Source organism: Cryobacterium sp. SO2, from assembly GCF_026151165.2.
Taxonomy (GTDB): Bacteria; Actinomycetota; Actinomycetes; order Actinomycetales; family Microbacteriaceae; genus Cryobacterium.
Genome location: NZ_CP117849.1, coordinates 3,445,943 through 3,458,789, shown reverse-complemented (window position 1 = coordinate 3,458,789; position 12,847 = coordinate 3,445,943). Strand labels below are relative to the sequence as shown.

Annotated in this window: 15 protein-coding genes; 13 read left to right on the top strand and 2 right to left on the bottom strand. The window is 69.8% G+C overall.

Going from position 1 to position 12,847, the window contains the following annotated elements; all coding sequences use genetic code 11:
* Nucleotides 1–7: 7 nt before the first annotated feature.
* The 13 genes from folE to cls all read left to right on the top strand — a co-directional run bounded on the left by folE (nucleotide 8) and on the right by cls (nucleotide 10,161).
* Nucleotides 8–577 (top strand): GTP cyclohydrolase I FolE, encoded by a 570-nt coding sequence (gene folE / locus BJQ94_RS16340; RefSeq protein WP_265398550.1) that lies wholly within the window; start codon nucleotides 8–10, stop codon nucleotides 575–577.
* Nucleotides 574–1,398, top strand: coding sequence for a dihydropteroate synthase (folP, locus tag BJQ94_RS16335; RefSeq protein ID WP_345893453.1), 825 nt, complete (start codon nucleotides 574–576; stop codon nucleotides 1,396–1,398). The genes folE and folP overlap by 4 nt, the downstream gene beginning before the upstream one ends.
* Complete coding sequence (folB, locus tag BJQ94_RS16330) at nucleotides 1,395–1,775, top strand: dihydroneopterin aldolase (RefSeq protein ID WP_265398551.1); 381 nt, start codon at nucleotides 1,395–1,397, stop codon at nucleotides 1,773–1,775. The genes folP and folB overlap by 4 nt, the downstream gene beginning before the upstream one ends.
* Nucleotides 1,772–2,299, top strand: coding sequence for a 2-amino-4-hydroxy-6-hydroxymethyldihydropteridine diphosphokinase (folK, locus tag BJQ94_RS16325; protein ID WP_265398552.1), 528 nt, complete (start codon nucleotides 1,772–1,774; stop codon nucleotides 2,297–2,299). Before folB ends, folK begins: the two co-directional genes overlap by 4 nt.
* Nucleotides 2,296–2,787 (top strand): DUF3180 domain-containing protein, encoded by a 492-nt coding sequence (locus BJQ94_RS16320; protein WP_265398553.1) that lies wholly within the window; start codon nucleotides 2,296–2,298, stop codon nucleotides 2,785–2,787. Before folK ends, BJQ94_RS16320 begins: the two co-directional genes overlap by 4 nt.
* The gene (locus BJQ94_RS16315) at nucleotides 2,780–3,337 is read left to right on the top strand and encodes a PH domain-containing protein (protein ID WP_265398554.1); all 558 of its coding nucleotides are present in this window, start codon (nucleotides 2,780–2,782) and stop codon (nucleotides 3,335–3,337) included. The genes BJQ94_RS16320 and BJQ94_RS16315 overlap by 8 nt, the downstream gene beginning before the upstream one ends.
* Entirely contained in the window at nucleotides 3,334–4,986 is a 1,653-nt protein-coding gene (locus BJQ94_RS16310; protein ID WP_265398555.1) for a PH domain-containing protein, read from the top strand. Before BJQ94_RS16315 ends, BJQ94_RS16310 begins: the two co-directional genes overlap by 4 nt.
* Nucleotides 4,983–5,777, top strand: coding sequence for a DUF2520 domain-containing protein (locus tag BJQ94_RS16305; protein ID WP_275875514.1), 795 nt, complete (start codon nucleotides 4,983–4,985; stop codon nucleotides 5,775–5,777). Before BJQ94_RS16310 ends, BJQ94_RS16305 begins: the two co-directional genes overlap by 4 nt.
* Nucleotides 5,774–6,655, top strand: coding sequence for a pantoate--beta-alanine ligase (panC, locus tag BJQ94_RS16300; protein WP_265397853.1), 882 nt, complete (start codon nucleotides 5,774–5,776; stop codon nucleotides 6,653–6,655). Before BJQ94_RS16305 ends, panC begins: the two co-directional genes overlap by 4 nt.
* 58 nt (nucleotides 6,656–6,713) lie before the next feature.
* Nucleotides 6,714–8,252, top strand: a complete 1,539-nt coding sequence (gene lysS / locus BJQ94_RS16295) for a lysine--tRNA ligase (protein ID WP_265397854.1) — start codon at nucleotides 6,714–6,716, stop codon at nucleotides 8,250–8,252.
* 5 nt (nucleotides 8,253–8,257) lie between these two features.
* Nucleotides 8,258–8,407: a hypothetical protein gene (locus tag BJQ94_RS16290; RefSeq protein WP_265397855.1), complete on the top strand. Its 150-nt coding sequence runs from the start codon at nucleotides 8,258–8,260 to the stop codon at nucleotides 8,405–8,407.
* A 111-nt stretch (nucleotides 8,408–8,518) separates the two neighbouring features.
* A complete protein-coding gene (locus BJQ94_RS16285) occupies nucleotides 8,519–8,695 on the top strand; it encodes a hypothetical protein (protein ID WP_265397856.1) in 177 nt (58 codons plus the stop codon).
* A complete protein-coding gene (gene cls / locus BJQ94_RS16280) occupies nucleotides 8,692–10,161 on the top strand; it encodes a cardiolipin synthase (protein WP_265397905.1) in 1,470 nt (489 codons plus the stop codon). Before BJQ94_RS16285 ends, cls begins: the two co-directional genes overlap by 4 nt.
* 45 nt (nucleotides 10,162–10,206) lie before the next feature.
* Here cls and BJQ94_RS16275 read toward each other — a convergent pair whose 3' ends face one another.
* Nucleotides 10,207–11,190 carry a pirin family protein gene (locus tag BJQ94_RS16275; RefSeq protein ID WP_265397857.1) on the bottom strand — a complete coding sequence of 328 codons (984 nt, stop codon included), beginning with the start codon at nucleotides 11,188–11,190 and terminating at the stop codon, nucleotides 10,207–10,209.
* 24 nt (nucleotides 11,191–11,214) lie between these two features.
* Nucleotides 11,215–12,777, bottom strand: a complete 1,563-nt coding sequence (locus tag BJQ94_RS16270) for a hypothetical protein (protein ID WP_265397858.1) — start codon at nucleotides 12,775–12,777, stop codon at nucleotides 11,215–11,217.
* Nucleotides 12,778–12,847 lie beyond the last annotated feature (70 nt).

The window sequence follows — 12,847 nt, the reverse complement described above, 5'->3', positions numbered from 1 at the left end:
GGCGCTCGTGGGAGTCGACCAGCCACGCATCGAAGCGGCCGTCGCCGAGATCCTCGCCGCCATCGGCGAGGACCCCGGCCGGGCCGGCCTCGAGAGCACCCCGCAGCGGGTGGCGTCGGCGTACGCCGAGTTCTTCGCCGGCCTCGGCCAGGACCCCCTCGACCACCTGCGCGACACCGTGCCGGTCGGCGACCGCACCGGAGAGCTCGTGCTCGTGCGCGACATCGAATTCCGGTCCGTCTGCGAGCATCACCTGCTGCCGTTCCTCGGCACGGCGCACCTGGCCTACCTGCCGGGTGAGCGCATCGTGGGACTGGGCAAACTGGCCAATGTGGTCGAGACCCTCGCCGCACGGCCGCAGTTGCAGGAGCGGCTCACGGAGGAGATCGCCGACGCGCTGCAGACCGGCCTCGCGCCCCGCGGCATCCTGGTAGTGCTCGACGCCAGCCACGGCTGCGTCACCACCCGTGGTCCCCGCCAGGCGCACAGCAGCACCGTCACCATGGCCACCCGCGGCGAACTCGCCCAGCCGGTGGCGCGGTCGGAGATCATCGCCCTGATCGGCGGTTCCCTGTGACCGAGGGTGGCAAGGGCACTCTCGTGATGGGCGTGCTCAACGTCACCCCCGACTCGTTCAGCGACGGCGGCCGGTGGGCCAGCACCGAGACCGCGGTACGGCACGCCATCGACCTGCGCGACTCCGGCGCCGACCTCATCGACGTCGGCGGCGAGTCCACCCGGCCCGGCGCCGGCCGGGTACCGCCCCGGGTGGAACAGGACCGGGTGTTGCCGGTCATCGCCGAATTGCGGCGGCAGGGCATCAGGACCAGCGTCGACACCCTCAACGCCGAGACCGCCCTGCTCGCGGCCGACGCCGGCGTCGACATCATCAACGACGTCTCCGGCGGACTCGCCGATCCCGGCATGGCGGACGTGGTCGCCCGCACCGGCCTGCCGTACATCGCCATGCACTGGCGCGGACACGCCGGAACCATGGACAGCCTGGCGACCTACGACGACGTCGTCGGCACTGTCGTGGCCGAACTCACCGAGCGGGTCGCCGTGCTCGAGGCCGCCGGAGTGGGCCGCAGCCAGATCATCCTGGATCCCGGCCTCGGATTCAGCAAGGACGCCGACCAGAACTGGCAGGTCTTCGCCCGACTGGATGCCTTCGCGCCGCTCGGCCTGCCCGTTATGGTCGGCGCCTCCCGCAAACGCTTCCTGGCCGGTGTGCTCCCGGAGACCGCCGCCATACTCGACCGGGACTTGCCCACGGCCGTGCTCAGCGTGCTCGCGGCGCAGGCCGGCGCCTGGGCCGTGCGGGTGCACGACGTCGCGGGAACCCGAACCGCCCTCAATGTGCTGGCCCGGGTCGATTCGGCCAGAATAGGGTCATGAGCACCGACTCGATCACCCTCACCGGGTTGCGGATCACCGCACACCACGGCGTCTTCGACTTCGAACGCGAAAACGGCCAGGAGTTCGTCATCGACGTGACCGTGTGGCTCGATTTCCGCGCGGCCGCGTCCGGCGACGACCTGGCCCGCACCATCCACTACGGCGAACTCGCCGTAGAGGTGGCCGATGCCGTGCGCCGGGACCCTGTCGACCTGATCGAGACCCTCGCCGAACGCATCGCCGATGTGGTGCTGGCGCACGACGCCGCCGAACGGGTGCTGGTGACCGTGCACAAGCCGCAGGCCCCCATCGAGATCCCGTTCGCGGATGTCTCGGTTCAGATCGAACGCACCCGGGCCGAACGGAGCCGGGCATGACCGCGCTGGCCGGCGTCCGCACGGCCGTTCTGGCCCTCGGCAGCAACCTCGGCGACAGGGAGGCGACTCTCGCCGCCGCGGTGAGCGACATCGCAGACCTGCCCGGCGTGGACCTGATCGCCGTCTCACCCGTCTACGGCTCTGCTGCCGTCAAACCGGACGGGATCGACCTGAGCGCACCTGCCTACCTGAACCTCGTCGTCACGACCACGTACCAGGGTGAGCCGCACGCCCTGCTCGACGCCGTCAACGCCATCGAAGCGGCCCACGGCCGGGTGCGCGAGGAACACTGGGGCGACCGCACCCTGGACATCGACCTGATCACTGTCGGAGACCTCCACATCGACGACGACAGGCTCACCCTGCCGCACCCGCGTGCGGCCGAACGGGACTTCGTGCTTGCGCCCTGGCTCGACATCGACCCCGACGCGACCCTGCCGGGGTACGGCCGTGTGCGCGACCTGCTGCACGCGGCCGAGCGCACGGTGCGGATCCCTGCGACAGGCGACGGGAGCACCCGATGAAGCGCACCCACCCCACCCCGCTGGTCGCCCTCGGCCTGGCCGGCCTCGTCGTCGGCTTCCTGGCGGAATTGGCCGCGACGGCCTGGAGCTCACCGATCCTCGTTCCGCCGTTCACCCTGCCGCTCGCGCTCGTGCTCATCGCCGTCATCCTCGTCGGCCTGGCCTGGCCGATCCGGCAGGCCACCAGGGGACGCTCCACCAGACGCGTCGACCCGTTCCGGGCCATGCGGGTGGCCCTGCTGGCCAAGGCGTCCAGCCTGAGCGGAGCCCTGCTGCTTGGCGTCGGCCTCGGAATCGTGGCCTTCATCCTCACCCGCTCCGTGGTGCCGGCGGTAACATCGTTGTGGCTCGCAATCGGGATGGCGCTCGGCGCCGTGATCCTCCTCGCGGGTGGTCTCGTGGCGGAGCACTTCTGCACACTCCCGCCGGGCGACGACCACGACCAGGAGAACGAGGGACCTCATAATGGCGGAGCAGCACGTGCCTGACCTCGGGACAGCGCCCGAACCTGGCGCCGTGCCCGCCGCTGAACCCGCCGCCGTGCCGCCCGTCGGCGCTCGGCTGGACCTGCCGGAGGCCGGTCTGTGGCAGCGGGTCTCACCGAAGTACGTCATGGTCGAGGTGATCGGCACCGTCATCTTCCTGGTCATCGTGTGCGCGGTGGCCGGCTCGCTCTGGCTGCTCGCCGATCAGGTCTGGGCGGCCTGGGTGGGCGGCGCCGTGGCCCTGGTCACCGTCATCTCGCTCGCGTTCGAGCCGCGCCGGGTGCGCTCAATCGGCTACCAGCTGCGCGCCGACGACCTCCTCTTCCGCCGGGGCATCATGTACCAGCGCTTCGTGTCAGTGCCCTACGGCCGGATGCAGCTCGTGGACATCACCCGCGGCCCGGTCGCGCGCCTGCTCGGCCTCGCCGACCTCAAATTCGTCACGGCCGCCGCATCCTCCGGCGTCGCCATCCCCGGGCTCGCCGAAGCGGACGCCGACGCCCTCCGCGATCGCTTGGTCGAACTGGCCGAGAGTCGGCGGGCCGGGTTGTGACCTCCCTCGCCGATGGGGACTGGCACCGCCTGCACCCAGCGAGCCCACTGCTGCGCGGCGGGATCTTCGTCTTCGCCCTGCTCGGCTTCGTTATCGCCAACCTCCGCGAGCGGCTCGTGGATCTGGTCTTCGGTATCCCGCGGGAGTCCGGCGACCCGCTGGACGAGATCTACGAACGCGGCGCCGTCGGCTGGGCCCTCCTCGTCGCCGCCGTGATCCTCGTGGTCATCCTGATCGCGTTCACGCTGTCCTGGCGGATGCACACCTTCAGGGTCACCGACGAATCCGTCGAGGTGCGCAGCGGCATCCTGTTCCGCAGCCATCGGCAGGCCAGACTCGACCGCATCCAGGGTGTCAACATCGTGCGGCCCCTGATCCCGCGGCTGTTCGGCGCGGCCAAGCTCGAGGTGAGCGTTGCCGGCCAGGACGCCAACGTGCAGCTGGCCTATCTGGGCTCAGCGCTGGCCGACGGCCTTCGCCGCGACATCCTGCACCTGGCCTCGGGGGCCAGGCAGTCCGGCTCCGCAGCACCCTCGCTCCCGGTCATCGATGACACCGTGGATTCCGGCGTCGATGCCGCCGCCGCCCCGCCGTACGGGCCGGGGCAGCCAGGACCCGCTCCGAGGCCGGGCCTCGGCGACTATGCGACCGCCAGAGTCGGCGAGTTCCTCGCGCCGGAGCTCGACCCGGACGCGGCACCGCCCCAGTCCGTCGTGCGGATCCCGCCGCTCCGCCTGATCGGCTCGATAGTCTTCAGCGGCTACACGGTGTTCGTCGCACTGCTCGCTGTGGCGCTGATCGCCAGCGTCGTCGCCGGCGGAAGTGAGTGGCTCCTGATCGCGATCTTCCCCGGCGCGATCGCCAGCGTCGGCTTCTACTTCTCCAGGTTCACCAAGTCCTTGCGCTACAGCATCGCCGGCACGCCGGACGGCGTGCGCGTCGGCTTCGGCCTGCTCACCACGAGCAACGAGACCCTCCCGCCCGGCCGCATCCACGCGATCGGGGTGTCCCAGCCGCTGGCCTGGCGCCCGTTCGGCTGGTGGCAGATCCGCATCAACAAGGCCGGCCACTCCACCAACGACGGCGCGGCAGGGCAGGCCGCAACCACGATGCTCCCGGTGGGATCGCTCGCCGACGTGGCGAAGGTGCTCGAGCTGATTCTGCCCGGCTTCGAGGCGGAGGAACAGCGTGCCCTCATCGAGCGCGGGCTCACCTCCCGCGGCGGCGATGACGGCTTCCGCTCCGCGCCGCGCCGGGCCGCCTGGTTACGTCCGTTTTCCTGGCGGCGCACCGGCTACGCGGTCTCCGCCGGGGTCGCGCTGTTGCGTCACGGAGTGCTCTCCCGGGAGCTCGTGGTGGTGCCTTTGGCCCGACTGCAGAGCATCGGCATCAACCAGGGACCGGTGCGGCGCCGGCTCGGGCTCGCCCAGGCCCGGCTGCACACCGTGGCCGGCCCGGTGAGCGCCACCCTCAGCGTGATCGACACCGGCGATGCGGCGCGGATGCTCGAAATCATCGCCGCCGGCGCCGCGGCGGCCTCCGCATCGGACACGACCAACCACTGGAGCCGCACCATCACCACCCCAGCCCCGATCGTCACCCCCGTGACCGGCCCTGCCGCCGTCACCGTCACCGAGGTCACCCCATGAACCAGCGTCCAGGTCGGCTCGGCATCGGCGTGATCGGGGCCGGCCATGTCGGCCCGATCCTCGCCGCCGCCCTCGCGGGCGCCGGCCACGCCCTCGTCGGCATCTCGGCGATCTCGCAGGAGAGCCGGGACCGCGCCGAGGCGATCCTGCCGCTGGTGCCCGTGCTCACGGTGCCCGAAGTCGTCGAACGCAGCGAGCTGGTCATTCTGGCCGTTCCGGACGACCAACTGGACAGCCTCATCACCGGGCTGGCCGCGACGGGCACCTGGCAGCCGGGCCAGCTCGTGCTCCACACCTCTGCCCGCTTCGGCACCGCCGTGCTCGCGCCCGCTCTGCGCGCCGGCGCGATCCCGCTGGCGATCCACCCGGCCATGACCTTCACCGGCACAAGCCTGGACATCGCCCGGCTCGCGGACAGTTACTTCGCCGTCACCGCGCCGGGGCCGGTGCTGCCCATCGGGCAGGCCCTGGTTGTGGAGATGGGCGGCGAACCCGTGATCGTCGCCGAGGGCGACAGGGCCGCATACGCCGAAGCCATCGAGACAGCGACGGCCTTCTCCACCTCGATCGTCGAGCAGTCCACCCGGCTGCTGCGGGACATCGGCATCGAGCAACCCGGCGCCGTTCTCGCCCCGCTCGTGCGCTCGGCGATCGAGAACGCCCTGACCCGCAACGGCGCCGACAGGCTCGGCGCGCCGCATCCGCTCGACGAACTCGACGAACTCGACGGCCCGCCCGGCCAGACCCACCCGACCCACCCGTATGACCCGTTCGACCCGGAGGACCAGTGACCGTGCTCACCAAGCCAGAAGTCATCGACACGATCGACGAGCTGCGCAACCGGCTCTGCCTCGCCAAGCAGAACACCGCCGCCAGAGGCGGTGACGCCCACGTTGTGCTCGTGCCGACCATGGGCGCCCTGCACGCCGGCCACCGCGCCCTGGTGCGCCGCGCCGTCGCCCTGGGCGACATCGTGGTGGTGTCGATTTTCGTCAACCCGCTGCAGTTCGGCGTGAACGAAGACCTCGACACCTACCCGCGCACCCTCGACGCCGACGTGGCGGCGCTGGCGGAGGAGGGCGCCGCGTTCGTCTTCGCGCCGCACGCCCGCGAGATGTACCCTGACGGCGCGTCGTCGACCCGGCTGACCGCCGGCACGGTCGGCGGCCTCTACGAAGGCGCCGCCAGGCCGGGCCACTTCGACGGCATGCTCACGGTCGTGGCGAAGCTGCTCAACATCGTCGAACCCGACATCGCCGTCTTCGGCCAGAAGGACGCCCAGCAGGTGTTCCTGGTGGAGCGGATGGTCGCCGACCTCAACCTGCGCACGACGATCGAGGTCGTTCCCACGGTGCGGGAAGACAGCGGGTTGGCCCTCTCCAGCCGCAACCGCAACCTCGACGAGCCCGCGCGCTCGGCCGCCAGGTCGCTCTCGGTGGGCCTGAACGCCGCCGCGACCGCCGCCAGCAGCGGCGTGCCGGCCGCGATCGTGGCCGCGCATGCGGTGATCGGGGCCCAGCCTCTGGTTAAACTGGACTATCTCGTTGTCGTGCACCCCCACACGTACCTGCCGGTCGACGACGACTACCGAGGCCAGGCCAGAATGCTGGTCGCCGCGGTGGTCGGCAGCACCCGGCTGATCGACAACATTTCACTGGACATCCCCTAACCGCTTGTCAACTGCACGCGCTGGCCCGGCCCGCGCACGCCCACCAACGGAGAACCGCATGAGCACCACCCCCGACGCCGCGTCCAGCCCCGACGAGCAGGACGCACAGGCCGCAGCGGCCGAGCTGAGCGAGCAGAAGGCCGTGCGCCTGGCCAAGCGGGACCGCCTGAACGCGGCCGCGACCAGCGCCGGCGGCGGCGCCTACCCGGTGTCGGTGCCCGTCACCCACACCATCCCCGCCGTGCGCGCCGAGTACGGCGAGCTCGAGGCGGATGCCGCAACCGGCGTCACGGTGGGCCTGGCCGGCCGCATCGTGCACCTGCGCAACACCGGCAAGCTGTGCTTCGCGAGCCTGCAGTCCGGCGACGGCAGCCGCATCCAGGCCATGGTGTCGCTCGCCGCGGTGGGCGAGGACTCGCTCGCGGCCTGGAAGGACCTTGTCGACCTCGGCGACCACGTCTTCGTCTCTGGCGAGGTCATCTCCTCCCGCCGCGGCGAACTGTCGATCATGGTCTCCGAGTGGCAGATCGCCGCGAAGGCGCTGCTGCCTCTGCCCAACCTGCACTCCGAGCTCAGCGAAGAGACCCGCGTGCGCAGCCGCTACCTCGATCTGATCGCCCGCGACCAGGCCCGCCGCACCGTCGTGCAGCGCTCCCAGGCCGTCGCGAGCCTCCGGGCCACCTTCACCGCTCGCGGCTTCCTCGAAATCGAGACGCCGATGTTGCAGACCATGCACGGCGGCGCCTCCGCCCGCCCGTTCGCCACCCACAGCAACGCCTTCGACACCGAACTGTTCCTGCGCATCGCCCCCGAGCTGTTCCTCAAGCGCGCCGTCGTCGGCGGCATCGACAGGGTCTACGAGATCAACCGCAACTTCCGCAACGAGGGGGCAGACTCCACCCACTCGCCCGAGTTCGCGATGCTCGAGGCCTATGAGGCCTACGGCGACTACACCTCGATCGCCGAGCTCACCCAGACCCTCATCCAGGACGCCGCCAGGGCCATCACCGGCGGCTCGCAGGTGGTGACCTGGGCCGACGGCACCGAGTTCGACCTCGGCGGCGAGTGGGACCGCATCAGCATGTACGACAGCCTCTCGGCCGCCGTCGGCCACACCATCAGCCCGGCCACCCCGCTGGCCGAACTGCAGGCCCTCGCCGCCGCAGAGGGTGTCGAGGTCGACCACCCCATCCACGGCAAGTACGTGGAAGAACTGTGGGAGCACTTCGTGAAGGGCGACCTCGTGCGCCCCACCTTCGTGCTCGACTTCCCGGTGGACACCAGCCCGCTGGTGCGCGGCCACCGCTCCATCGACGGCGTCGTGGAGAAGTGGGACCTCTACATCCGCGGCTTCGAACTTGCCACCGGCTACTCCGAGCTCGTTGACCCCGTCGTGCAGCGCGAGCGTTTCGTGGAACAGGCCAGGCTCGCCGCCGGCGGCGACCCGGAGGCCATGCGCCTGGACGAGGAGTTCCTGCGAGCCCTCGAGCACGGCATGCCGCCCACCGGCGGCATGGGCATGGGCATCGACCGGCTGCTGATGGCCCTCACCGGCCTCGGCATCCGCGAGACCATTCTGTTCCCGTTGGTAAAGTAGCCCGCATGATGACTTTTCTGCCCAAAGACGAGCTGAAGCCTGACGACGACGGCAAGAAGGGTCCCTCGAACAACCGGATCATGATCTGGATCGTGGTCGGCGGGGTCGGGCTTTATCTTCTCGGCAGCGGTATCTGGGGCATCCTCGTCAAGTAACCCCCGGTCACTTCGCGAACCGAGAGAAAAGCACTCGAAACTCGCGAATCCTTGGCTTAAGTCACTGCTCGCGGATGGGGGCGGGGCTTGGTCGCGTAGTCTGGAGTGACTATGGATAGCTTCTGGGCCAACGCTTTGTTCTCGCTCGCGCCCACCGTTCTGGTCGGGGTGATCTTCTGGATCATCATGCGCGCCATCATCCGCGCCGACCGCACCGAGCGGAACGCCTACGCGCGGATCGAAGCCGAGGAACGAGCCCGGCTCGGCCTCGACAAACCGGCCAGCTGACCGTGGTCGGAATCGACCTGTCCACCATCCTCCTCGTGGTGGCGTTCCTCGTTGACTTCGCCATCCGGGTGGTGGCCATCATCGTCGTCCCCCGCAACCGCCGGCCCACCTCCGGGATGGCCTGGCTGCTGGCCATCTTCCTGATCCCGTACTTCGGCGCCCTGTTGTTCCTGCTGATCGGCTTCCGTACCCTGCCGAAGAAGCGCGTGGCCATGCAGGCCGAGATCAACCAGTTCATCCTGGACAGCACGGCCGGCATGGAACGGGTGCGACGCGATCACCCGTGGCCGGGCTGGCTCGAGTCGGTCGTGGCCCTCAACCGCAATCTGGGCGCGATGCCGCTGGTGGGCGACAACCGCGCCCGGCTGCACGGCGACTACGAGGAAACCCTTGCCGCGATGGCCGCCGACATCGACAAGGCCACCAAGTACGTGCACGTCGAGTTCTACATCCTCTCCCTCGACCACACCACCGGGCCGTTCTTCGACGCCATGGAGAACGCCGTCAAGCGCGGCGTGACGGTGCGCGTGCTGATGGACCACATCCAGTCGATGCGGAAGCCCGGCTTCAAGGAGACCAAGCAGCGCCTCACCGCCTCCGGTGTGAAGTGGCAGCTGATGCTTCCGCTGCAGCCGTTCAAGGGCAAGTGGCAGCGCCCGGACCTGCGCAACCACCGCAAGCTCGTCATCGTGGACGGCCGGGTCGGTTTCATGGGTTCGCAGAACGTGATCGACCGCACCTACAACATGAAGAGCAACATCCGCCGCGGTCTCAAGTGGAAAGACCTGATGGTGCGGCTCGAGGGCCCCATCGTCGCCGGCTTGAACGCCATCTTCATCACCGACTGGTACAGCGAAACGAACGAGCTGCTCACCCGCGACATCGAGCCCGTGCACCGCGAAGCCGTGCCGGATGCCCTCGACTGCCAGGTCGTGCCCAGCGGGCCCGGCTTCGTGGGGGAGAACAACCTCCGCCTGTTCCTCGCGCTGCTGTACTACGCACAAGAACGCATCGTGATCACCAGCCCCTACTTCGTGCCGGACGAGTCGATCATGTACGCCGTCACCACCGCCGTGCAGCGCGGCCTGCACGTTGAGCTGTTCGTCTCCGAGATCGGCGACCAGGCCCTCGTCTACCACGCCCAGCGTTCGTACTACGAGGAACTGCTGCGGGCCGGCGTGAAGATCTACATGTACAAGGCACCGTATGTGCTGCACGCCAAGCACTTCACCATCGACGACGACGTAGCCGTGATCGGCTCCAGCAACATGGACATGCGATCGTTCAGCCTCAACTTCGAGGTGTCCCTGATGGTGCGCGGGCACTCCTTCGTGGAGGCGTTGCGAAAGGTGGAGGACGGTTACCGGGCCGACAGCCGCGAGCTCACCCTCGACGAGTGGATGAAGCAGCCGTTGCGCTCGACGATCCTCGACAACCTGGCCAGGCTCACCTCCGCGGTCCAATAGGCATCGTTCAGCAGGCGCATTCACCAGGCGCGCTGCCTCAGCCGGTCACCCGCGGGGCTTCAGCCGCACGTTGGGCAGCGCCGGCGCCGGCAGTGCGGCGCCGTGGTAGGCCACGTGGCCGAACCGGCCGGCGGCATCCGCCCCGTCGATCACTTCGGCCTGCCACTGGGCCCGCCACGCGACGACCTCGTCGTGGCTGCGCCCGATGAAGTTCCACCACATCACGATCTGCTCGCCGAGCGGCTCGCCGCCCAGCAGCAGCACGCGGGCCGGGCCGTCACCGACGTTCTCCAGGCGAATGCTCGTGCGCCCGGCCGCGGCGAAGCCCAACTCTGTGCTCCGCAGGGCGGTGCCGGCGAGGGTCACCGTGCCGGTGTCCACGAGCATTCCGTGTTCGAAGGACGGCTCGACAGCCAGGTTGATCGACGACCCCGCGGGCAGGTCGATCTGCGCGCCGAGCAGCGGGGTGTCGCCGGCGGCGGCCGCGATGTGCCCGGCGAGGGCACCGATGAAGACGTGCAGGGTGACGCCGTCCTGCCGCACGGGAGTGATGATGTGGTTCTCGAAGTGCGGGTCCTGATGCCGGGTGAGCTCGGGCAGCGCGATCCACAGCTGCACGCCGTGCAGCGCCGTGGTGTTCGGGGTGGACACCTCCGAGTGGCTGATGCCGGCGCCGGCGGTCATCAGGTTCAACTCGCCCGGCCGCACCAGCGCGAGGCTGCCCACACTGTCACGGTGCTCGACCTCGCCGGCGAACAGCCAACTCGCCGTCGCCAGCCCGGTGTGCGGGTGCGGCGGCACGACCATCCCGCCCGTGACGGAGACGTCGTCCGGGCCGTAGTGATCGATGAAGCACCAGGCGCCGATCAGGCTGCGTTCACGCTGGGGGAGGGTGCGGCGCACGCCCATCGCACGGGGACCGCCGAGCGGCACATCCCGCGGCTGCAGGATGACGACATCCGCATCCGCCTCGGTGCCGGAGGTGTTGGCGCAGACGATTTCGGCCGGTTCGGTTTCGAGGTTGCTCACTCTGCGAGCTTAATCCGGCGCGAGCTAATCCGGCCGGCTCGGCGCGTGCAGGGGTTCGAGAGGTTCGGTCGGCCCGGTCTGGCCGCGCAGGTCGTCGGGGTCTCCCGGCGGCAGTGGCAGGGTGGGGTTGAGCGGCTCGGCGTCTGCGGCGGCGCCGCCGGAGGACGCGCCAGGGCCAGGGCCGGAGCGGTCTTCGGGTGCCGGGCCGGCCCGCTGCGAACCGGGCGGTCCGGCGACCGGCTCGACCGGCGGACGCTGCAACAGTTCCACGAGCAGCACCGCGAGCAGGGCGAGCACCGCGGTCCAGATGATCACGGCCGGCGTGAGCGGGCGCCAGAAGATCGCGACGGCCGCGGCGCCCAGCCCGATCAGCACATGCGCGAGGCGGCGGTAGTGGAAGACGAAGTCGCCGAAGGCGCCCGTGGTGACCCCGCCGTTCTCGGCGGCGACGCGCAGCCGGGCGGAGGTTCTGATGGTGGCCTGCCGAACGATCGCCGACCCCCGGAACGGGCCGGCGAGGTACGCCACGACGGCAACGGTGAAGCCGACCAGTCCCACCGACAGCGCGGTGGTGTTGATGAATGGCACCACGGCGTCATTCAGAGCCTGGGCCACGTTGTTGGGCAGGTAGGTGGGTGAGAGCGCGCTGACGAAGAGGATCCGACCCACCGCGATCCCGGCGGAGAGCAGGGCCATGGCCAGGGCCAGGGTGAGACCGGCCCAGATCATGGTGCGCGCCCGGCGCCGGGCCACCAGCACGCCGAGCACGATCAGGCCCAGGCTCACCAGCGGCAGCACAAAGCCGAGCACGTTCAGCAGCTGATAGCCCGTGCGCGCCTGCACGAGCGAATCCGACTGGGCTACGACGATGGTGCGATTGACCTCGGGAATGTTCTGCGCGAGGGAGAATCCCCTGTTGACCAGTTCCTTCTTCACCTCCTCGATGATCGGGCCGAGCTGGATGCCGATCTCGCCGGTGTCGCTGATCACGAGGGCAGACGACGTGTCGCCCTCCAACGCCGCGATGATCTGGGTCTGGCTGGTGCGCAGCGCCTGTTCCCAGAGTTGCGCGAACGCATCCGAACTGACGATGTTCGTGGCGGCCGACCGGATCAGGCTCTGCACGCCCTGCGCCGCCGGTTGTTCGAGCAGCGACAGGGCGTCTTTGGCGGCCGGGGGGAGGTCGAGGTTGGCCAGCCCGTCGAACAGGTTCTTGGTGATGCCGTCGATGTCGACGTTGTCGTTGACCACGGTGACGATCTCGTCGACCAGGTACGCCTGCACGGCCGGGTCCTTCGCGAGCGGGGCGAGTGAGGCCACGAACCTGTCGGTGTCGTTGATGTAACCCTTGGTCCAGTACGCCACCACGCTCACCGGCGCCAGCAGCACGCCGATGGCTATCAGCAGCGCCGCGAAGAACGCGCGCCACCGGGTGGCCGCGCGGTGCTCGGCGGCCGGGCCGAGCTGCCCGCGCAACCGGGCGTTCTCGGCGGAGAGCCTGGCGATCTCGTCGGCGGGGTCGGTGGCGGTGCGGGAGCCGTTCGGGCCGATGCTGCCGGTACCGGCGGGGTTCGCAGAGCCGTCCATGGTGCCACCGCCTTTCGCCTGCGGGTGCAGGTCGCGAAATCGTGGAGCCGAATGCAGCCAGTATTTGCGC

Coding starts and splice junctions, on each gene's coding strand:
- folB (WP_265398551.1), top strand. CDS start 1,395: ATGAGCACCGACTCGATCACCCTCACCGGGTTGCGGATCACCGCACAC.
- folK (WP_265398552.1), top strand. CDS start 1,772: ATGACCGCGCTGGCCGGCGTCCGCACGGCCGTTCTGGCCCTCGGCAGC.
- BJQ94_RS16320 (WP_265398553.1), top strand. CDS start 2,296: ATGAAGCGCACCCACCCCACCCCGCTGGTCGCCCTCGGCCTGGCCGGC.
- BJQ94_RS16305 (WP_275875514.1), top strand. CDS start 4,983: ATGAACCAGCGTCCAGGTCGGCTCGGCATCGGCGTGATCGGGGCCGGC.
- lysS (WP_265397854.1), top strand. CDS start 6,714: ATGAGCACCACCCCCGACGCCGCGTCCAGCCCCGACGAGCAGGACGCA.
- BJQ94_RS16290 (WP_265397855.1), top strand. CDS start 8,258: ATGATGACTTTTCTGCCCAAAGACGAGCTGAAGCCTGACGACGACGGC.
- BJQ94_RS16285 (WP_265397856.1), top strand. CDS start 8,519: ATGGATAGCTTCTGGGCCAACGCTTTGTTCTCGCTCGCGCCCACCGTT.
- BJQ94_RS16270 (WP_265397858.1), bottom strand. CDS start 12,777: ATGGACGGCTCTGCGAACCCCGCCGGTACCGGCAGCATCGGCCCGAAC.